Annotated in this window: 17 protein-coding genes (1 of these 17 only partly in view); 9 read left to right on the forward strand and 8 right to left on the reverse strand. The window is 64.5% G+C overall.

Going from position 1 to position 20,023, the window contains the following annotated elements; genetic code table 11:
* The 3 genes in view from AB4Z44_RS09755 to AB4Z44_RS09765 are tightly spaced (at most 11 nt apart) and all read right to left on the reverse strand, a layout consistent with a single transcriptional unit that may run on beyond the window.
* Positions 1 to 382: the 5' portion of an SDR family oxidoreductase gene (locus AB4Z44_RS09755; protein ID WP_404713839.1), read on the reverse strand. The gene continues 368 nt to the left of window position 1, outside the view; the window shows 382 of its 750 coding nt (coding positions 1–382); its start codon is at positions 380 to 382; the stop codon falls past the left edge of the window.
* A 10-nt stretch (positions 383 to 392) separates the two neighbouring features.
* Entirely contained in the window at positions 393 to 1,340 is a 948-nt protein-coding gene (locus tag AB4Z44_RS09760; protein WP_404713840.1) for a 2-hydroxyacid dehydrogenase, read from the reverse strand.
* Positions 1,341 to 1,351: 11 nt separating this feature from the next.
* Positions 1,352 to 2,113 (reverse strand): glucose 1-dehydrogenase, encoded by a 762-nt coding sequence (locus AB4Z44_RS09765; protein WP_404713841.1) that lies wholly within the window; start codon positions 2,111 to 2,113, stop codon positions 1,352 to 1,354.
* A gap of 270 nt (positions 2,114 to 2,383) precedes the next feature.
* Between AB4Z44_RS09765 and AB4Z44_RS09770 the strand changes: the two genes are divergently transcribed.
* The 8 genes from AB4Z44_RS09770 to AB4Z44_RS09805 all read left to right on the forward strand — a co-directional run bounded on the left by AB4Z44_RS09770 (position 2,384) and on the right by AB4Z44_RS09805 (position 9,360).
* Entirely contained in the window at positions 2,384 to 3,718 is a 1,335-nt protein-coding gene (locus AB4Z44_RS09770; RefSeq protein ID WP_404713842.1) for an MFS transporter, read from the forward strand.
* Positions 3,715 to 4,746 (forward strand): SMP-30/gluconolactonase/LRE family protein, encoded by a 1,032-nt coding sequence (locus AB4Z44_RS09775; protein ID WP_404713843.1) that lies wholly within the window; start codon positions 3,715 to 3,717, stop codon positions 4,744 to 4,746. Before AB4Z44_RS09770 ends, AB4Z44_RS09775 begins: the two co-directional genes overlap by 4 nt.
* Positions 4,747 to 4,856: 110 nt before the next feature.
* Complete coding sequence (locus tag AB4Z44_RS09780) at positions 4,857 to 5,915, forward strand: L-idonate 5-dehydrogenase (RefSeq protein ID WP_404713844.1); 1,059 nt, start codon at positions 4,857 to 4,859, stop codon at positions 5,913 to 5,915.
* The gene (locus tag AB4Z44_RS09785) at positions 5,912 to 6,247 is read left to right on the forward strand and encodes a hypothetical protein (RefSeq protein WP_404713845.1); all 336 of its coding nucleotides are present in this window, start codon (positions 5,912 to 5,914) and stop codon (positions 6,245 to 6,247) included. Before AB4Z44_RS09780 ends, AB4Z44_RS09785 begins: the two co-directional genes overlap by 4 nt.
* Positions 6,248 to 6,285: 38 nt before the next feature.
* Entirely contained in the window at positions 6,286 to 7,368 is a 1,083-nt protein-coding gene (locus AB4Z44_RS09790; RefSeq protein WP_404713846.1) for a LacI family DNA-binding transcriptional regulator, read from the forward strand.
* Complete coding sequence (locus tag AB4Z44_RS09795; protein WP_404713847.1) at positions 7,365 to 8,249, forward strand: NAD(P)-dependent oxidoreductase; 885 nt, start codon at positions 7,365 to 7,367, stop codon at positions 8,247 to 8,249. The genes AB4Z44_RS09790 and AB4Z44_RS09795 overlap by 4 nt, the downstream gene beginning before the upstream one ends.
* Positions 8,246 to 8,755 carry a gluconokinase gene (locus AB4Z44_RS09800; protein ID WP_404713848.1) on the forward strand — a complete coding sequence of 170 codons (510 nt, stop codon included), beginning with the start codon at positions 8,246 to 8,248 and terminating at the stop codon, positions 8,753 to 8,755. Before AB4Z44_RS09795 ends, AB4Z44_RS09800 begins: the two co-directional genes overlap by 4 nt.
* Before the next feature lie 122 nt (positions 8,756 to 8,877).
* A complete protein-coding gene (locus AB4Z44_RS09805) occupies positions 8,878 to 9,360 on the forward strand; it encodes a hypothetical protein (RefSeq protein WP_404713849.1) in 483 nt (160 codons plus the stop codon).
* Here the strand turns inward: AB4Z44_RS09805 and AB4Z44_RS09810 are convergent, their stop codons facing one another.
* From AB4Z44_RS09810 to AB4Z44_RS09830, 5 genes are all read right to left on the reverse strand, one after another.
* Positions 9,361 to 10,641, reverse strand: a complete 1,281-nt coding sequence (locus AB4Z44_RS09810; protein WP_404713850.1) for a spinster family MFS transporter — start codon at positions 10,639 to 10,641, stop codon at positions 9,361 to 9,363.
* Between the two features lie 53 nt (positions 10,642 to 10,694).
* A complete protein-coding gene (locus AB4Z44_RS09815; RefSeq protein WP_404713851.1) occupies positions 10,695 to 11,639 on the reverse strand; it encodes an isocitrate lyase/phosphoenolpyruvate mutase family protein in 945 nt (314 codons plus the stop codon).
* A 55-nt stretch (positions 11,640 to 11,694) separates the two neighbouring features.
* Complete coding sequence (locus AB4Z44_RS09820; protein WP_404713852.1) at positions 11,695 to 14,460, reverse strand: TonB-dependent receptor domain-containing protein; 2,766 nt, start codon at positions 14,458 to 14,460, stop codon at positions 11,695 to 11,697.
* 476 nt (positions 14,461 to 14,936) lie between these two features.
* On the reverse strand, positions 14,937 to 17,315 hold the full coding sequence (locus AB4Z44_RS09825) for a penicillin acylase family protein (protein ID WP_404713853.1): 2,379 nt from the start codon (positions 17,313 to 17,315) through the stop codon (positions 14,937 to 14,939).
* The gene (locus AB4Z44_RS09830; protein ID WP_404713854.1) at positions 17,315 to 18,958 is read right to left on the reverse strand and encodes an amidohydrolase family protein; all 1,644 of its coding nucleotides are present in this window, start codon (positions 18,956 to 18,958) and stop codon (positions 17,315 to 17,317) included. Before AB4Z44_RS09830 ends, AB4Z44_RS09825 begins: the two co-directional genes overlap by 1 nt.
* Before the next feature lie 170 nt (positions 18,959 to 19,128).
* On the opposite strand from AB4Z44_RS09830, the gene AB4Z44_RS09835 reads away from it, so the two are divergent.
* On the forward strand, positions 19,129 to 20,013 hold the full coding sequence (locus tag AB4Z44_RS09835; protein WP_404713855.1) for a LysR family transcriptional regulator: 885 nt from the start codon (positions 19,129 to 19,131) through the stop codon (positions 20,011 to 20,013).
* Positions 20,014 to 20,023 lie beyond the last annotated feature (10 nt).

The raw sequence follows: 20,023 nt of genomic DNA on the forward strand, positions 1-20,023 counted from the left end.
TCTTCATCGCGCGGAACGCGGCCTGAAGGCAGAAGAAAGCGCCGTTGAGATTGGTATCGATCACCCGGCGCCAATCCGCCTCGGTCAGTTCATCGAGTGCGACCGCCGGCGCACCGATACCGGCATTGTTGAACAACAGATCGATCCGGCCGAGCCTGGCGATAACCTCGGCGAACAGGGTATCGACCAATTCCCGGATGCTCACGTCGCTCGTGATGCAGAAGGTCTCGGCGCCTTCGACCGCGCACAAGGCAGCGCTTTCTTCGAGCTTTCCGAGGCGCCGCCCGGTCAGTGCCAGCCGGTAGCCGCGCCGCGCCAGCGATAGAGCGACCGCGCGGCCGATCCCGCTGCCCGCACCGGTGATGATCGCGATTTTCGCCACATGCATTGCCCTATGCCACCGCCGCCGGCGGCTCCTGCCCCGCCATGACCGCGTCCAGATTGGCGAGCACCATATCGGCCATCGCGCGGCGCGTTTCGACGGTCGCGCTCGCGATGTGCGGGGTGAGCACCGTGCGGTCGCTGCTCCGCAAGGCGGCGGGCACGTGCGGCTCGTTCTCGAACACGTCGAGCGCCGCGCCAGCCAGCCGGCCGGCAGTAAGCGCCTCGGTCAGCGCGGCCTCGTCGACCACCGATCCGCGTGAGATATTGACGAGATAGCCGTCAGGCCCGAGTGCAGCGAGCACGTCGGCATCCACCAGATGGCGCGTCGCCGGATTGGCGGCCGCGGCCACGCACAGCACGTCCGACGCCCCGGCGAGCGCCAGCAGATCGGGAAAATAGTCGTATGGCACGTCCTTGCGATGCGGATCGTAATAAGCGACCGGCCCGAACGCCGCGAGCCGCTGCGCGACGGCAAGGCCGATATGCCCGAGCCCGAGAATGCCGAACCGGCGCCCGCTCACCTTGCGTGCGAGCGGGCGTTCGGCATCCGGCCAGTCGCCGCGGCGGACGTGCGCGGCCGCCGCGGGAAGATCCCGCAGCAGGGCAATCACCAGCCCGATCGCCAGATCGGCCACGTCCTCGGTCAGGGTGCCCGGGGTGGTCGTGACACGGACACCGCGCGCCCGCGCCAGATCGAGATCGACCTTGTCGAAGCCGACGCCATTGATCGCGACGATGCGCAGCGCGGGCAGTCGTTCCATCAGCGCGCTCGGACAGCCGATATGGCCGCCGGTCGCCGCCGCCCGCACTTCGCCGGCATGCTCCGCCAGCCAGTCTGCCTGCGCGCCCGGCGCGAGATCAAACCAGCGCACGACATTGAACCGCTCGGCCAGCCCGGCTTCGAGATAGGGCGAAAGCGGACAGAGCTGCAGTGCGGTCGAGCGATCGGTGGTCATGGCGCCTGCCCTCAGATGACGGAGGTGATGCCGCCATCGACGAAGATGGTCTGGCCATTGATGAAGTCGGATGCGCCCGAGGACAGGAAGATGGCGATGCCATGCAGATCCTGGAGATTGCCCCAGCGCGCGGCGGGCGTGCGCTTGCGCAACCAATCGTCGAACGCCGGATCCTCGACCAGAGCACGGTTCATGGGCGTCGCGAAATAGCCCGGCGCGATGGCGTTGACCTGAATGTTATGGCGCGCCCAATCGGCGCACATGCCCCGCGTGAGGTTGCGGACCGCGCCTTTCGACGCGGTGTAGGGCGCGATGCCGGGCCGGGCGAGATCGCACTGGACGCTTCCGATATTGACGATCTTGCCCCGTCCCCGCGCGATCATGTGCGGCGCCACCGCCTTGCTGACATAATAGATGCTGTCGAGGTTGGTCGCCATCAGCTCGCGCCAGTCATTGTCGTCGAACTGTTCAAGCGGCGCGCGGCGCTGGATGCCCGCATTGTTGATCAGGACGTCGATCGCGCCGATATCCGATTCGATTGCCGCGATCGCCGCGCGGACGGCTGCCGCATCGGTCACGTCGAACACGCTGGTCTCGATGGTCGCACCCGCGGCTCGCAAGGCGGATGCGGCTTCTTCGAGGGTAGCTGGTGAGCGGCCATTGAGGATGATCCGCGCCCCTGCCCCAGCCAGCGCCTCGGCGATCGCATAGCCGATCCCGCGCGCAGCCCCGGTGACGAGCGCGGTCTTTCCCTCCAGGCTGAATGGATTCACGTTCGCCTTGCCCCTCTCCACAGTGATCTCCGCCTAATAAGGGAACGATAACATTGCAACATCGGAGCGCAAAGGATTCAAAATCCAGCTTGCACGGAAAGCATATGGATTGGGCCGCTTGCAGTAAAAAATTGCGCAAGGTTAAAACAAATGATAGCGGTCACATCCGGGAGAGAGGCATGCCTGCCGCAGTTTGCCACGACCGGACCGATCTGCAACTCTGGCCTGCCGCCAATCGCGTGGCCAGAAGTCGATAGAGAAAAGATGAACATGCCCGAGAGGATATCCGATGCGGCGCCGGACGCGGCATCTCCGCCTTGGCCGAGCCCGGCGAGCGGCTGGTTGCTGGCATCGTTGCTGGCGCTCGCATCGATCGTTTCGCAGTTCGACCGCACGGTCATCAATCTCACCGTCCAGCCGCTCAAGGCTGCGTTCGGGCTGGACGATACCCATTTCGGCATGCTGCAAGGCCTCGCCTTCGGGCTGTTCTATGTCACCGCCTGTATCCCGCTCGGGCGAATGGCGGATCTTTACCAGCGGCGGCTGATGATTGCGGGCGGGCTGTTCCTGTTCAGCTGCTTCGCGATGGGATCGGGGCTGGCGCCGACCTTCTTCATCCTGTTCCTGACGCGGGTCGGGGTGGGCGTCGGCGAGGCGACGCTGACGCCTTCCGGCTTCTCGATGCTGAGCGATCATTTTCCGCCCGATCGGCTCGGTCGGCCGATCGCCGCCTTCCTGATGAGCGCACCGTTCGGTCAAGGCCTCGCTTTCATCCTCGGCGGCAGCTTGCTGCAATGGCTCGCCACATCGTCCGTCCTGACTCATGGCCCGCTTGCCGGACTGCAGCCCTATCAGGCGGCCTTCATTATCGTCGGAGCGCCGGGCCTGCTGCTCGTGCCGTTGTTCCTGCTGCTGCGCGAACCCAAGCGCCGGGGCGTCCGGACCGAGGCCATGCCGTTCGGTGAAGTCGTCGCTATCGTGCGCAACCGCTCGGCGGCGTTAGTACCGATGCTGGCCGGCTTTTCGATGGTGACGTTGGTCGTCTACGCCATCTTCATATGGGCCCCGGCGATGTTTCAGCGCTCCTATGGCTGGAATCCGGCAGAGGTCGGGCTCGGCTTCGGGCTGATCCTGATGACCTGCGGCATGGGCGGCGCCTTCTTCAGCGGTTGGATGATCGATCGGCTGACCAGAAAGGGTTATGTCGATGCGCCCCTGCTAGTGGCTGGCTATGGCTTCGTCGGCTGCGGCTGCTTCGGGGCCGCGGCCGCGTTGATGCCGAGCGCGCCGCTGGCGCTCGCTTTCTTCGCGCCCGCGATCTTCCTCAGCAACATGCCGTTCGCATGCGCCGCGACCGCTATCCAACTGATCGTCCCCAACCGTGCACGCGCGCAAGTGAGCGCACTCTACATCACTTTGACGACTTTGGTCGGCTTGACGATCGGACCAATGGTGATCGGGCTGATGACCGATCATCTGTTCCGCAATCCGGCCGATGTGCGCTATTCGCTCGCCATCATCGTTGGCCTACCCGCCCCGATCATGTTCACTTTGATGATGATTGCGCGGCGCCCCTACCGTGCGTTGAGGGCAGAGTTGGCATGATGAAGCGAATTGTTTTCGCCGCGCTCGCTTTGCTCGAGGCTACAGGGGCACACGCCGCAGCGCCCTGCCCGTCCAGCGACGGCCTGCATTATATTTGCGGGCCTGTCGGGAGCGAAGATCTGGCGCGCGTGCCGGGCACATCCTGGCTGATCGCGAGCGGCATCCGGACCGACGTGCCGGGCCGACTCTACCGGATCGACACGCGCACCGGGCGGGCCGAAGCACTGACGATCGCGATCCGGCCCGATCCCGTGCTCGCGAAGGATTGCCCTGCCCCGCTCGATCCGTCGCGATTGTCGATCGACGGGATCGGACTGCGGGGGCGCCGGCTTTATGGTGCCAATCATGGCGGTCGACAGGCGATCGAGATATTCGATATCGATCGGCAAGACGACAAACCGCGTCTGACATGGATCGGCTGCGCGCCGACGCCGATCGGCACGCTCGCCAATTCCGTCGCGCCCTTGCCCGACGGCGGCATCGTCGTCACCAGCTTCTATGATCCACGTGACATGGCGGCGTGGGAACGGATGGGGCGTGGTGAGCCGACCGGTTCGCTTTGGGAATGGCATTCCGATCGCGGTTTCCGCCGGATGGATGTCGGCCCGATTTCAGGCGCGAACGGGCTCGCGATCAGTCGCGACGCCGGCACGCTCTATGTCAGCGCGTGGAGCAGTCATGCCTTGCTGGCGATCGACCGGCAAACTTTGGGGCGCCGCACGATCGCACTCGATTTCATGCCCGACAATCTCAAGCTGGCGGCGGACGGGACGCTCTTCGTTGCCGGGCAGGCGACGACCGTCGCAAGTATCGCGGCTTGCACCGGGCCGGTTTGCGCGCAGAATTGGGTGGTCGCGCGGGTTGGTCCCGAGCGCGGCACGGTGACCAAGCTCATCGCGCGTGCCGGCAATGCCACCGTCAGCTATGCATGTGGCGCGTTGGCGGTCGGTGACCGGCTCTATATCACTGCGCGCGCGGATCGACGGCTCATCACAATGCCTCTTAGCGAACTGCCATCCTTGCGCTGATCGGGCCAGCCAACGGAACTAGGGAGCGGTACCAAGGCAATCGTCCGTAATCTGTCAAAACGCTTATTTGCCTGACCCAAAAACAAATGGTATCGGTCCCATGGGAGATCATGATGCTTGCTGCCGTTTGTCACGGGAAGAAAGACCTGCGAATCGAGGAGGTCGTCGACCGCGCACTGGCGTCCGATGAGGTGCGGGTTGCGGTGGCCTATGGCGGCATCTGCGGATCGGACATGCACTACTACCATCGTGGCGCGGTGGGCGATTTCGCCGTGCGCGAGCCGATGGCGCTGGGCCATGAAATCTCGGGCGTGGTGGTCGAACTGGGCTCGGCAGTAACGGGTTTGAAGCCGGGTATGAAGGCCGCGCTCGATCCCAGCCGGCCGTGCCGGGTGTGCCGTGCCTGTCGGGAAGGCCGCGCCAATCTGTGCTCGAACATGCTCTTCCTCGGCAGCGCAGGACGCTTCCCGCATGTGCAAGGGGGATTTGCCCAGCGCCTCGTGTTGCGCAGCGACCAGATCATCCCGGTTCCCGATGACACCGATCTTTTGAAGCTTTCGGTCGCCGAGCCGCTTTCGGTCGGCCTCCATGCGGTCAACCGCGCCGGTCCATTGATGGGCAAGCGCGTGATCGTCACCGGATCGGGGCCGATCGGGTTGTTGACCGCACGCTCGGCGCGTCTTGCCGGTGCGATCGAGGTGGTCTGCACCGATGTCGAGGATGCCGCGCTCAAGGTGGCGCACGACACGATGGGCGCCACACGCACCGTCAACGTCGCCGCCGATCCCGAGGGACTGATCGAATTCGAGGCCGATGGCGGCTATTTCGATGTCGCGTTCGAGGCGTCGGGCGCGCAATCGGCGCTGGCCTCGCTGTTCAAGATCGTCCGCCGCGGCGGAAGGATCGTCCAGGTCGGCATGCTGCCGCCGGGCACCGCGCCGATCCCCGTCAATGGGCTGCAATCGCGCGAGATCGAATTCGTTGGTGCCTTCCGCGCCAATGACGAATTCGGGCTGGCGGTCGAGTTGATCGTCTCGGGAGGGATCGACGTCACTCCGATTCTGTCGGGCACTTACAGACTGGCCGATGCGCAGGCCGCGTTCGAACGCGCGGGCGATCGTTCGCGGGTCGTCAAGCTGCACATCGCCGTCAACGAGGAATTGGCATGATCACACGCACTGCCGTCTTCGAGGGCCGGCTCAAGGACGGCTGCGAGGAGCGCTTCTTTTCCGAAATCCGCGAACGCCTCGCCCCGCTCTGGCGCCAGTTCCCCCATGCCAGCAACGTCCGGCTCCATCGCATTGAGAGTACCGATGACGACACGACCCCGATCCTGATGATCCAGCAGATCGATTATCCGTCGCACGCCGCAGTCGAAGAGGCGCTCGCCTCCCCGGTCCGTGCGCAGGCGCGCGCGGTCACGATGGAATTGATGGAGATGTTCGAGGGGCGATTCTATCATCTGCTCAGCGAAGGCAATGCCGTGGAGCCAAGCGCTTGATCCGCCTATACAGTGCGGACCAATGCGAGAGGTAGCCTATGATCCGGCCGGGACAGACGAAGGACAAGGACGAGAAACCGGGCAAGCGCGGATCGTCACAACCGACCATCCGCGATGTTTCGCGACTGGCGGGCGTATCGCGCATGACCGTCTCGCGTGTCGTCAGCGATCCCGAGCTGGTGCTGCCCGCCACGCGCGAGCGGGTGAACAAGGCGATTGCTGACCTGGGCTATGTGCCCGATCGGGCGGCGGGCAGCCTGTCGAGCCGGCGCACCGGCTTCATCGCCCTGATGCTGCCGACGTTGACCAACGCCAACTTCTCGGCGGTGGCGCACGGCCTGACCAAGGTGCTGCGCGAGCGCGATTATCACCTGCTGATCGCTTATACCGATTATGATCTGGCCGAGGAAGAGCGCCAGCTGCGCAACCTGCTCGCGCGGCGCCCCGAGGCGATCGTGCTGACCGGCACGTTGCACAAACGCGCCTCGTCGCGGATGCTGATGGCGGCCGACATTCCGGTGATCGAGATCGCCGATCTGCCACCGCACCCGATCGACCATGTCGTCGGCTTCTCCAACTATCAGGTCGGCCGCACTGCTGCGCGCCACCTGATCCAGAAGGGGTTCAAGCGCATCGGTGCGGTCGCCGCCTCGCCCGAAGGGGAGGTGATGGACCATCGCGGCGAAGAACGCATGCGCGGCTTCGAGGACGAATTGCGCTTCTCCGGGCTCGCGACCGATCTGGTGCTCCGCCATGGCAGCGCGCCGGTCAGCTACGATCATGGTGCCAAGGCGATCGCCTTGCTGCTCGACAGGGCGCCGGACATCGAAGCGGTGTTCGGCGTCTCGGATCTGTCGGCGGTCGGCATCGTGATGGAATGCCAGCGGCGAGGCATCGCGGTACCCGATCGGCTTTCGGTCATGGGCTTCGGCGATTTCGAGATCGGTCGCGAGATCAACCCGCCGCTGACGACGATCCATGTCGATTTCCGCGCGCTCGGCCAGCGCGCGGGCGAGCTCATGCTGAAACTGCTCAAAGGCGATGCTGCAGCCGACACCCCGACGATCGACGATGTCGGGTTGACGGTGGTCGAGCGGGCGTCGGTCAAGGAGATGACGTGATCAAGGTTGCCGTTATCGGCGTGGGCGTGATGGGATCGGCGATCGCCGGTCGCCTGATCGATACCGGTGCCTCCGTCAGCGTCTATGACGCGACGCCGGGAAAGACCGACGCTCTGGCCGCAAAGGGGGCCGTGGCCGCCGGCTCCGCCAAGGAGGCGGCCGCGGCGGCCGATTATGTCATCACCAGTTTGAACAGTGCGGCGATCGTCGAGAAGGCCGTGTTCGGCCCCGACGGCGTTGCCGCCGCAGCTGGCCCAGACAAATTGCTGGTCGACATGTCGAGCATCGACGCCGCCAAGACCGCCGAAATGGCGGCCCGCCTCGCGACCGAAACCGGCATGGGCTGGGTCGATGCGCCGCTTTCGGGCGGCGCGCCAGCGGCGGCCAACGGGACGCTGACCCTGATGCTGGGCGGCGCCAAGGGCGATGTCGCGCGCGCGCAGCCGCTGCTGTCGCTGTTGTCGACCAATTTCAACCACATGGGCGCGTCAGGCGCGGGGCAGACGGTCAAGCTGATCAACCAGATCCTCTGCGCCAACACCTTTATGGCGGTGGCCGAGGCGGTGCGCTTCGCCGAGGCGCATGGCGTCGATGCGTCGCTCGTGCCCGGGGCACTGGCGGGGGGCCGTGCGGATTCGCGCATCATGCAGGAATATATGGCGAAGATGGCCCGGCGCGATTTCTCGCCGACCGGGCGCATCGACAACATGCTGAAGGATCTGGAAACGGTGCAGGTCGCGGCGCAGGGCAAGCGCCTCGCGCTTCCCGTCACCTCGCTGATCGCCGATCTGCATCGTATGCTGGTGGCGGGCGGCCTCGGCGCGGCCGATAGCGCCGAATATGTCCGGTTGTTCGATTTCGGACGCGAAACCGCATCGTGATCCGGGCTGTAGTGGTGATGGGCGTCAGCGGCAGCGGCAAGACGACCCTGGGGCTGGCGCTGGCAGAGCGTCTGGGCTGGCACTATGTCGAGGCCGACGATCAGCATCCGCCCGAGAATATCGCGAAGATGGCGGCGGGCATTCCGCTAACCGATGACGATCGGATACCCTTCCTCACCAATGTCGCCAATGCGATGGCGGCTCTTAAGGATGAGGGCGTGATCGCGACTTGCTCGGCGCTCAAGCGCAGCTATCGGGATCTCATTCGCGATCGGGTCGGTGCGGTCGCCTTCCTGATGCAGGTGCTGACCCCGGAGGCACTGCGCGCGCGAATGAAGCATCGGGAAGGCCATTTCATGCCAGCCTCCCTGCTCGACAGCCAGCTGGCCTCGCTCGAACTGCCGGGCGACGACGAGAATGCGATCTTCGTCGATGGCGATGCGCCGGTCGACGCGCAGGTGGCCGAGGCAATCTCCGCACTGAAGCGCCTCGCCACGATCGCTTGAAAGCGTCGCATTTTGGGCATCGCGTCGTTCGGTATGCCGCGCCCGCCACTCCGATCTTTCGGGCCTGTCGCCCGCCGCGTATACGCAGTATCGGCGAGCTGCCCGATGATGCTCGAACAATCATGCTGAGCTTGCCCGAACAGGCCATGCTGAACCTGGAACAGGCGCGCGATCTGCGCGCGTCCGGCTACCCCTATCGTGAGATCGGCCGCCGGCTCGGCCTGACGTCCAATCAGCTCAGCCACATCCGTCGCACTTTGAAACGCCAGAAAGCGGCCAGCACGCGGTTGCGTACGCGCCGGCCGGACGCGACCGATCGCGACCTGCCGGTCGGCCAGTCGGTGCTTCCGCCCGGGCTGCGAAAATTGCTGAAGGCACTGGGTTATCTGACGCTTGGCGATCTGGCCGATCGCGTCGCAGACCCTGACCTGCCGGGCCTGGCGACAATCAACGGCATAGGCCCATATCGATTGCAGCTGATCCGCAGGATGCTCGATCATTACGGCCTGCTGCCGGGATCGGATGATCTGCAGGCCGAGGTGGAGCAGCTATTTCCGGAGTTTGGCGACGCGCTCCCCGCCACGCCCATGCCTGACGACTTCTAGTCAGACACTCAACTCCGCCGCTGCGATATCGCGGCGCACGGTCCGCCCCGCCAACCAGTAATGCAAGCCGGCCCAGACGTTGACCAACGCGACGGTCGCCATAGCAGTGCGCAGGGCTTCGGGGCCAAGCCGGGGCAGCAGCGCATCGCTGATCATTCCGGTGACAAGCGGGCCGATACCGAGGCCGATCATCGTCTGGATGAAGAGCAGGACCGAGGCAGCGAGCGCGCGGCGGCTGGGGCTGGCAAGGGCCTGTCCCATGGCAAAGGACGGGCCGAAGAAGAAGGACGCAAAGAAGGCGCTGAAGGCGAAGCCGGTCATCGCCAGCGGCACGGTTGGGGCGAGATAGCCGAAGATCTGGAACGGGATACCGACCACCGCAGCGGCGCCGGGCGCCCACATGTAGAAACGCCGATCATGGAACCGCGCCGACAGCCGATCGGCGAGCATGCCGCCGGCGAACGTACCGGCCGCGCCGGCAATTGAGAGAAAGGCAAGCCAGCTCCCTACTGCGCTGGTCGTGAGGTGATGCGTCTTCGTCAGGAAGAGCGAGTTGAACGTGCTCGCGCCATACCAGACGAACGAATGGAGCGCGACGCCGAGTGCCATGTTGCGGAAGGCGGCGCGCCGCATCAGCTCGGGTATCGCGCCAAACGATCCTGCGGCGAGCCCGGTGCGCCGGGTGGAAACGTGCGTGCGCCGCGGCTCACGCACCGTCGTTGCCATCACCAGGGCGAGCGCCAGCCCCGGCACGCCGGCCAGCATGAAGGTGGTTCGCCAGCCGAAATGGTCGCTGCTCCAGCCCGCCAGCGGCAGGCCGACAATTCCGCCGACCGAAACGCCGAGCGCATAGAAAGCGAGTGCCGTGCCCCGCTTGTCGGGCGGGAAATAGTCCGAGATCAGCGAATGCGAAGCCGGGCTCGCGCCCGCCTCGCCCGTCGCGGTGCCGACGCGGCCGATCAGCAACTGGACGAAGTTGGTCGCCAGCCCGCACAGGCCGGTCATCACGCTCCAGCCGACGATGCAGATGGTGAGCACCCATTTTCGGCTGGTGCGATCGGCCAGCCCGGCGATGGGGATGCCGAGCGTGGCGTAGAACAGCGCGAAGGCCAGCCCACCGAGCAGGCCGACCTGCGTGTAGCTGAGCGCGAACTCCTTCTGGATCGGCGGCATCAATATGCCGAGGACACCGCGATCGATCGAGTTGACGACGTAACCCAGGAAGAGAACGAACAGGACGTAATTTCGGTAGCCTACGGACGGGGCGACGTCGTCGTTCAAGCAAATGCTCCTGAAACTGAAATCCTCCCCGAGCAACCCAAGGGAAGGACTTCCTAAAGTCGATCGTCGATCCGGGAGCGTACGAAACCTACGGGGAAATCCTCCACGTGATTACCCACGATCGTATATTCCTTGCCGGCGCCGGTGAAGCGGCTTTCCAGCTCCATATAGGACTGCGGATCGAACAGGGGCGTGGCACTCATGCCCATGATGCCGGTCGCATCGACCTTCTGGCAGGTGTAATGGCAGCCCTGCTGCTTCACATTGTGCAGCCCATGCTCGAGCATGCCGTCCATCGCCGCCTTGAGCGTATAGTGCATCGTCAGGAAGTTGAAGCCGAGCGGCCACAGATCCTCGACCGTCACGCCGGGCTTACCGTCGATATCGCGCACGTCGGGGAACATCTTCCAGCCCGGCACCTTGCTCGAGACGTACTTGGCATGATCGAGCGTGCTGATCTTGACGACGGTGCTCATCTTCGCACCGAGTTCGATCGCCATGGCCATGCGCTCGCAGCCTTCGTCCATCTGCGTCTCGGGATCGGCGTTGGTGCGCGCGAGCAGGAAGCAGTCGGTCCCTTCCAATGCGGCGACAGCGGCGCGGACCTTCTCATAATATTTCTCGCGCGGCAGCAGCCCGGTCGATTCCTCCATGTCGCTGGCATCCTCGAGCTGGAGCGCCTTGGCGCCCGCCATGGCGAGGCGCTTGGCCGAGCGATACACCGCGAGCGGGCCGCCGAAACCGTCCTCGATATCGGCCGCCAGCGGAATGGCCGAGGTCTGGCTGATGCGGCTGGTGATCCATTCGATATCGGTGAGGTTGCAGAAGCCGTAGTCGATCACGCCGTTCATCGCGATCGAGACCTCACCGCCCGACAGCATCATCGCCTCGAACCCGACCAGCTCGACCGCGCGCGCCGACGCACAATCATAGACGCAGGGCGCCACGATGGTGTGGTTCGTCCGTTCCAGCAGCTGCAACAACGACTTGTTCGCCATTCCGGGGATTCCTGATTACTGAGTGTGTATATTGGTTGGCGATCGCGGCTGCCGGTCACATCCGGACGCGCACGCCCGCCTTGAAGTAGCGTCCGATCGGATCGAAATACACTTGGTTGGTGCCGCCCTGCGCGCTCGGCGCCAGGGGCGGATCCTTGTCGAACAGATTGTTGATTGCGCCGAATATCTCGATGTTCGAGGTTACGCGAAAATTGCCGCTGAGATCGAAATAGGTGCGCGCGGCGACCCGGTTCGAGCTGACGCTATTGGTGAGCGTGACCGCATAACCCGGATCCTCAGGCCCGACGAGCAAGGCATCGAGCTTGCCGCGCGAGATGAAGCGGGCATGGCCGGTCAGCGTGAAGCGATCGATCGTCCAGCCGATCAACGCATCGGCGGTCCAGTTGGGCACGCCGGTGGTGGTACCGGCGCGGTAGCCGGTCTGGCCGACGCGATCGGTAACGCCGACCGTGTCGCGCGTCGAGAACTCCAGATAATGGGTGGCCAGCAGGCGGAAGTCGAGCTTGCCGAGCGAGCCGATGCGGGTGGCGTAATCGCCCTCGAAATCGATGCCGCGGCTGACCTGCTGGTTCACGTTCTGCAGCACGTCCTGCACCAGGGTCAGGGTGTTGGTAGAGTCGCGACTGACGAACGGGCAGAATTCGGTCGCGCCGGCGGCACAGCGCTGCACGACGGTCTGTGCGCCGAGCGTCGCGATGGCACCCTTGACCTTGATGTCGAAATAATCGGCCGAGAAGCGCAGCGAACGCACGAAATCCCAGTGCGGGCTGAGCACGATGCCGGCCGTCCAGGTGTCCGCCTTCTCGGGATTCAGCGCCGGGTTCGATCCGCTGAGCGAGTTGATCTGGATCTGCTGGCCGCCATTGACAGGATCGATGATCGTGGTGCGACCCGACGTCACCGGCCCGAACAATTCGCTGATATTGGGCGCGCGGATGTCGCGCGATTTGGTGGCGCGGAAGCGGATGTCGGGGATCGGCTGCCACACCGCGCCGAACTTCCAAGTCGTCGCATTGGCGGTCGACGAGGCGGCGGCCACGCTGCTGCGCTTGTAGTGGGTGCGGCGTACGGCGCCGTTCAGTTCGAGCGATTCAGCGAAGGGTACGTCCTTGAGCAAAGGCGCTACCGCCTCGACATAGCCTTCGGCCACCTCGATCTTGCCATTGATCGCCTTGCCGTTGAACGACCAGAAAGCACTTGCAGCCGAGAGCGGATCAGCACCGCCGACCAGCTTGTCGCTGCGAAACTCGGCGCCCGACGCGATCGACAGAGGACCACCCGGCAATTGGAACAGATCGCCATGGACGTTGCCCGACACGACATTCTCAGTGGTGTCGGCGGTTTGCCAGCCGCTCGGTGCGACATAGGCGCGCGCAGCGGCGCTGGACTGGCCCCGGCCGAACAGGTTGAACGGCACGCATGATGGATCGTCGTTGGTGGTGATGTTGTCGGCGTTGATCGCACAGACGGTCGTGCCGTTGCTCACCACCGCATTGGTGGCGTTGCGCATCCGCGCGATGATCACGTCGCCGGTATAATCCTGGCGGAATTTGTTGCGCCCATATTCGTAATAGGCGTCCCACTTCCACGATCCGCCGATCCTGCCTTCGAGCGACGCGACCGCACGATACGTATCATTCACAGAATGGTCGACCGAACCGCCGAGATCGCCGAACACGCGGCCGACCGAGACCGAGGTCAGGTTGTTGGCATCCATGACGCCGGCAAGCTGGGCCGGCAGGAAGGCGTTGTTGCGATTGATCACAAAGGCCGCATCGCGCGCTTCGGAGCCGATGATGGTACCCTTCACCTGGCCGTAGGACAGGTCGAGGTTCGCCTTGAGCGCATCGCTGAATTCATAGTCGAGATGGCCGTAGCTCGTGATGCGGCGCACCGGTGGCATCAGGATGATGCCCTGTAGGTAGCCATTCTCGTTGGCACCCTCGCCGCCGATCATGAACAAAGGCGCGGTGCTGTTGCCGATGATGCGCCCATACTGATACTGGCGGGTCGTGCCGCCGGGATTGAAGGTGATGCCGCGCGGTGCGAGCGACGTGGCGCCGGCTGCCGTCGTCCCGAAATTGACGAGGCCGTCTTGCGACAGGTTGCCCGTGCCGTTGGGGCCGGCGCGGTAGCTGGCCGGAAACCCGCCGTCGCCTGCCTTCGAATTGCCGACGAGCATGTCGTTCGGGCACCAGGCGCTGCGCGTGTAGCAATCGCCCATGCCCTTATTCTTGTCGAATTCGCCGCCCACGATGAAGTGGCCGCGATCTTCCGCGAACTTCGTGCCGTAAGCGAGCGAGACATTGTAGTCCTTGGCGTCGCCGCGCTGGGACTCACCATATTGAACGCTACCCTTGAAGCCCTGAAACTTCTTGTCGAGGATGAAATTGACGACACCCGCGACTGCATCCGATCCATAAGCGGCAGACGCACCACCGGTCACCACTTCGGTCCGCTGGACGAGGATGCTGGGGATCAGATTGACGTCGATCGTGCCGGTCGTGGTCGAAGGCACGAAGCGCTTGCCGTCGAGCAGCACGAGGGTGCGGGCAGCACCCAGGCCCCGCAGATCGAGCACGCGCGCGCCGATATTGCCGCCCGCCGCCTGCTGCGTCGCCGGCGTTACCAAGGCGCGGAAGGACGGCAGCTCGTTCAGCGCCTCGCCGACATTGGTGATGGCGCGTGCTTCAAGCCGCTCTGCACCGACAACCGTGACCGGGGTCGGCGAGGTGAAGCCGGTGCGTGCGATGCGCGATCCCGTGACGACAATATCCTGCGTCGGATCGGCCGACGGCACCGAAGGCCCGGTGGACGCTTGCTGCGCGTTACCTGCGCTACAGGCCAGTACCAACGCACCGAGGGCAACGCCCCGACATAGAAAACTTCCCTTGAATGTCCTTGATCAATTCACCGGCCATCCCCTTTGCATCTTTTGTTCGCTTTCCGGCGCAAGGCGGCGGAAAAGCACATGCTATCAATGTGACCGATATCATAATTAATTTTGCTGTCTACCCCCTCAGCGAATGACCGCCTTCCCGATACGTCTAAACAACGGTCTATATGACGATTAAATATGGTTTTTTAAAATCGGACGCCGCCATCAAAAACACTGCCCAGGGCCATGATAGCGTTATCAAGATGCGCTACGAACGATCGTCTTAGCCGACCGTTACGGGACGTGGCTCGGCCCAAATGTCTTCATAGAGAAGCCACGCGGCAACCCACGCTGCGCATAGTAGGCGCAGCGTGGGGTCGTTCATAATACCTCACGGATCAGCCGGGCGTCAGCACGGTCCGATCGGTGGCGTGCGCTTCGACGGCTGCCTTGCTAAACCACAAGGGCTGCTCCGCCCCTGCCAGCCAATCGGCATAGAAATCGCGATAGTGCGCCGAGCGTGGGTCGGTCGACTGGCCGGGCAACAGCAAATAGCGCGTATTGTCCCACGCACCGACGTCGGCGACCATCAGATAGCTCGCGCCATGCATGACGTTGTAGCTGCGCGCGGGACTGACGCCCCGCGCCATGACGGTCGTGCCGTCGCCGCCCGATCGGCCGCCCTCGATCTTCGGGAAGGCCGCTGCGATCGCCGGGATGCTGGCGGCGAGCGGATGCGCCAGCACCACGGCGTGCAGATCACCCCAGCGCCATTGAGCGGGATCGGCGCCGCGCAGCCGCACCGCCTTTTTCCACCCGGCGACAAGCGCCTTGTCGATCAGCGTGTCGCGCGCGGCCGCCGGATCCTTGCCCATCCGCGGATCGGGATTAGCCAGCAGCTGCAACATTTCGGACAGGTTGACCGACTTGATTAGATCCTGCGCAGCCGGCGGAATGACGAGATCGCGGAAGCGCGCCGACAATTCGGGCATGACTATCTCGTAGAGCAAGGCAGCGGCGCTATCCGCCCCGATCTCGCAATCCCAGCCGCGCAGCAGCGCCACCGCCGGCGCCGCCTCGGGAGAGGGCGCCGTGGGTAGCAACTTGATCAGAGCGCGTGCCGGTAGCGATTGCACATCGTGCTGGAGCGCGACGCTATCCTCGATGCGATGCTTCGGCTGCGCGCCCAGCACCTCGTCGATGCGATCATGCCGATAAGGATCGCTCCAGCTGAAGCTGATGATGCGTTCCTTGTAGGGATAATCGGGCGGCAAATTCATCTGGTTGGCCGAAGCGAACCAGCCCTGCTTCGGATTGTAGATGCTCGGCATCTCCTCGACCGTCAGGATCCCCGCCCAGTCGAAGCTGCCGTCGCCCGGCGCGGGGAAGAGACCGTCATGCTTCGGGCGCTTCGGCGTATAGCCACTCGCCTGCCAGCCGGTATTGCCCTGCACATCGGCATAATGATGGTTGGTCGGCGAGACGTGGAGCTTGAGCGCCTCGCGCAGCGATGCCCAGTCATGTGCCAGGTTGATCGCGATGATCGCGAACCGCATGTTCGCCCCCGGCAGCAATTCGACCGACGCGAACGCGACGGCACGGTGCCGGGAAGGATCCTGCGAGACGATCGGGCGCCCCTGCGAATAGCGCAGGGTGACGCGTTCGGACGGCGCGCCCTGGACGAGGATTTCCTCCTCGACGGTCTCGAACCGCTTCCACTGCCCGTTATGCCAATATTGCTCGGGGTCGTCCTCGCGCGTCCTGAGGATGAAGAGATCGGTCTGGTCGATGTGAAAATTGGTGCGGCCGAAGGCGAAGCGATCGGTATGCCCTTGCATGATCCCCGGCAGTCCGGGCTGGCCGCCACCGATCACATCGAGCCCTGGCGCGGTCAGATGCGCGATATGGCGTGGGCTGGTGCCGCCGATACCGAGATGCGGATCGTTGGCGAGAATCGGCCGCCCCGTCGCAGTGCGCGATCCCGCAACCGTCCAGGCATTGCTGCCCTGCCCTGCCAGATCGACGCGATCCAGTTCGCGATCGTAGAAGGCCACTTCCTTCACGCCGAACGGCAGCGGCTTGGCGGCGTCGAGCAACGTGCCGAGGTCGGCCTCGGTCACAGCGCCGCAATCGAGCCCATCGGGTACCTTGAAGTTCCATGCCGGGCGCAGCGGATCGAGCAGCAGATCGAAGTCGAGCAGACCGCGCGCCTGAAGCTGGGCGCGGCGCACCTCGTCATCGACATCGCCCATCGCCGCGCTGCGGATGCGGACGAGATCGCGGATGTCCCAGCGCAGCGGCTTGATACCCAATATGCCATATTCGGGCGGCAATAGGCTGGGATCGGCCTCCAGTTCGGCGATCCGGGCATTGACGCCGGCGACATAACCCTTGGCGCACTCCAACACCTCGGGCGGGAGCGCCTTGAGTTCGGCTTCGATGTCGCCGTGGTAAAGGAACAGCCGTGCGGCGCGATCGGCCGCCACGAAGCGGGGGCCGAACACCTCGGCCATACGCCCCGCCTCGCGCCGATAGCTGGAATCGATCTGATAGAGCCGGTCGCGTGCAACGACGTAGCCCTGGCCGAAGAATGCATCATGCTTCGATTTGGCGCGGATGTGCGGAATGCCGCGCTCTTCTTCGAGTATCTCGATCGGCGCGCGCAGGCCGGTCAGGCGGATGGTGCGGCTTTTCTTGAGGATCGGCCGGGCGCACCCGACGCCTTGCAGCGACAGCAAGGCGACCGAAGCGAGCAGGAACGAGCGGCGCTGAAGCATTACGCGCAATGCTCCGGCTTGGGGCGGAGTAGCGCACGACCGGCCGTCACACCCGTGGTCTGGCTGTTCTCCACGGCAAGTTGGCCGTTGACGAACAGCTCCTTCACCCCGACGCTCAGTTCGCGCGGATGCACATAATTGGCGCGCGGCGCATAATGGGCCGGATCGAGCACGACCACGTCGGCGAAATAACCCGGCCGCAAATAACCGCGCCGATCGATCTTGTAGATGTCGGCGGTGCGTCCGGTCGATTGGCGGATGAAGGTGGTGAGATCGATCACGTGCCGATCGCGGACATATTTGACGTATTTTTCGGGGAAGGTCGCGAACATGCGCGGATGGCCGTCCGATCCGTCCGACGAGGTGACCACCCACGGCTGCTTCATGATCAGGTCGACATCGGCCTGCGCCATGTTGAACGAGGCGACCGCGGTGCCGCCGCGCTCCTCGCCCGAATCTTTGCTCGCGGCGCTGCGGCGGATGATGCGCAGCGCCGCGTCGAGCGGATCGACACTCCATTCCTTGGCGACCTGCGCCAGCGTCTTGCCAGTCCAGGGAAAGCCCGCGGTGATCAGCAACAACGAATCCGGGCCGCCACGCCGGCGCATATTCTCCTTCATTTCCGTGCGGATACGCGCCAATGTTTCCGGATTGTCGAGGCGCGCGAGCAAAGCCTTGTTGCCGCCGTCGACCGACCAGCGCGGCAGCAGCGAGGCATCGAGACTCGATCCCGAGGCCAGCCACGGATATTGATCGGCGGTGACATCGAGCCCGCTTGCGCGTGCGGCGTTGATCGCGGCGATCACCGCCGGTGCCTGCCCCTGCACATCGACGCCCAATGCCTTCAGATGCGCGAAATGAACGGGCATGCCCGCCTCGCGCCCGATGCGGATCACCTCACGCACCGAACCGAGCAGGCCGATCGTATAGGAGGATTCATCGCGCTGGTGGGTGTCATAGAGGCCGCCACGGATCGCCGCCTCGTGCGCGACCGCGATCACCTCCTCGGTCTTGGCGAAGCTCTGGGGCGCGTAGAAGAGGCCGGTCGAAAGCCCGACGCCGCCCTCGCACATCCCCTTCGCGACGAGCTTCTTCATCCTATCCAGTTCCGCCGGGTTGGGCGCACGCGCATCCTGCCCCAGCACGCGCTCGCGGATCGCGCCGAAGCCGATGAAGGAAACGATGTTGGTGCCGATCCCCGACGCGACCAGCTTGCTCGTGTCGGCCGCAATGTCAGGCGTGCCATAGCCGTCGACCCCGATCAGCACCGTGCTCGCCCCCTGATCGAGCCAGGCGGCGTTGACCCGCTTCGCCTTGTCGGGCGAGCGGATGAAGCTGTCGGCATGGGTGTGCGCATCGATGAACCCGGGGGCGACGATCATGCCCTTCGCGTCGATCGTGCGCGTTGCGGTCACATCGGTGGCGCGTCCCACATAGACGATCTGATCGCCGCGCAGCGCGACATCGCCCACGTAGGGCTTGCTTTCGGTGCCGTCGTAGATCGTGCCGCCCTTGATCAGAACATCGACCGCACCGCCCGGCGAGGGCGCCGCCGCCCCCGCGGGAACCGCCACCAACGCGGCCGCCGCCAGCAACGACCGCAGCTTTCGCCCAACAACAGGCGAGGCAGGCAAATGCGGCATGGACGTCTCCCTTTGGCATGAAGCGCGCTGATCCGACGGACTCTTGCAGGCCCGGGAGGCGACGTTCAATCAGGCAAGACTTCCTCATGCCCCGGGCGCCGTCCAGACTTGGTTGTTTGGCGCCCCATAACCGCATGGCATAGGGGCCTTTCCGATGTAAGGTGACGCCCATGAATCTGCGCCAGATCGAGGTTTTCCACGCCGTCTACCTGCATGGTACCGTCAGCGCCGCCGCGCGCGCGCTCAACGTCTCGCAGCCATCGGTGACCAAGGTGCTGCGCCATGCCGAACGGACGATCGGCCTGCCCCTGTTCGAGCGCGCCAAAGGTCGGCTCGTTCCGACCCAGGACGCGCATACCTTGTTCGCCGAAGTGTCCGACGTGACGGATCGGGTACGCGTGCTGCGCCAGGTCTGCCAGAATATGAAGCATGGCCGCGGCAGCCTGCTGCGCGTCTCGGCCCTGCCCTCGCTCGGGCTCGGCGCGATTCCCGAGGCGGTGGTGCAGTTCATGAACAGGCATGGCGATGTGCTGTTCGACCTGCAGACGCTTCATCATGACGAGATGGTCCGCAAATTGTTCGAGCGTGAGACCGATATCGCGATCAGCTTCGAGGTACCGCTGACGGCTCCGGTCGCGCATCAGGTGATCGGCGAAGGCGAACTGGTCGTGCTGTATCGCGAGGAGGATATCCCCGATGCCCCGGCACGTATCCATCTCGCCGAATTGCGCTCGCACAAATTTATCAGCCCGCTGCAGGGGGGCCCGATCGGCCGCCGGCTATCGAGCGAACTCAGCCGGCTCGATGTCGAACTGGACGAGGTGATTTCGGCCCGAACCTATTATGTCGCGGCGGCTCTGGTTCGCGCGGGCATCGGCATGGCGATCGTGGACAATTTCACTGCCCAGGCCTCGCTCTCCCCGGGTCTCGCCTCGCGCCCCCTCCAGCCTGCGATCACGTTCGACGTCAACGCGGTCTATCTGCAGAACCGGCCGCCGTCGCGGATGACGTCCGAATTCCTCGACCTGCTGGGAAGCGTCATCGAGAAGCTCTAAGGAGTCGTCC

Origin of the sequence: Sphingomonas sp. MMS24-J13 (assembly GCF_044905095.1) — a bacterium.
Classification (GTDB): Bacteria; Pseudomonadota; Alphaproteobacteria; order Sphingomonadales; family Sphingomonadaceae; genus Sphingomonas_I.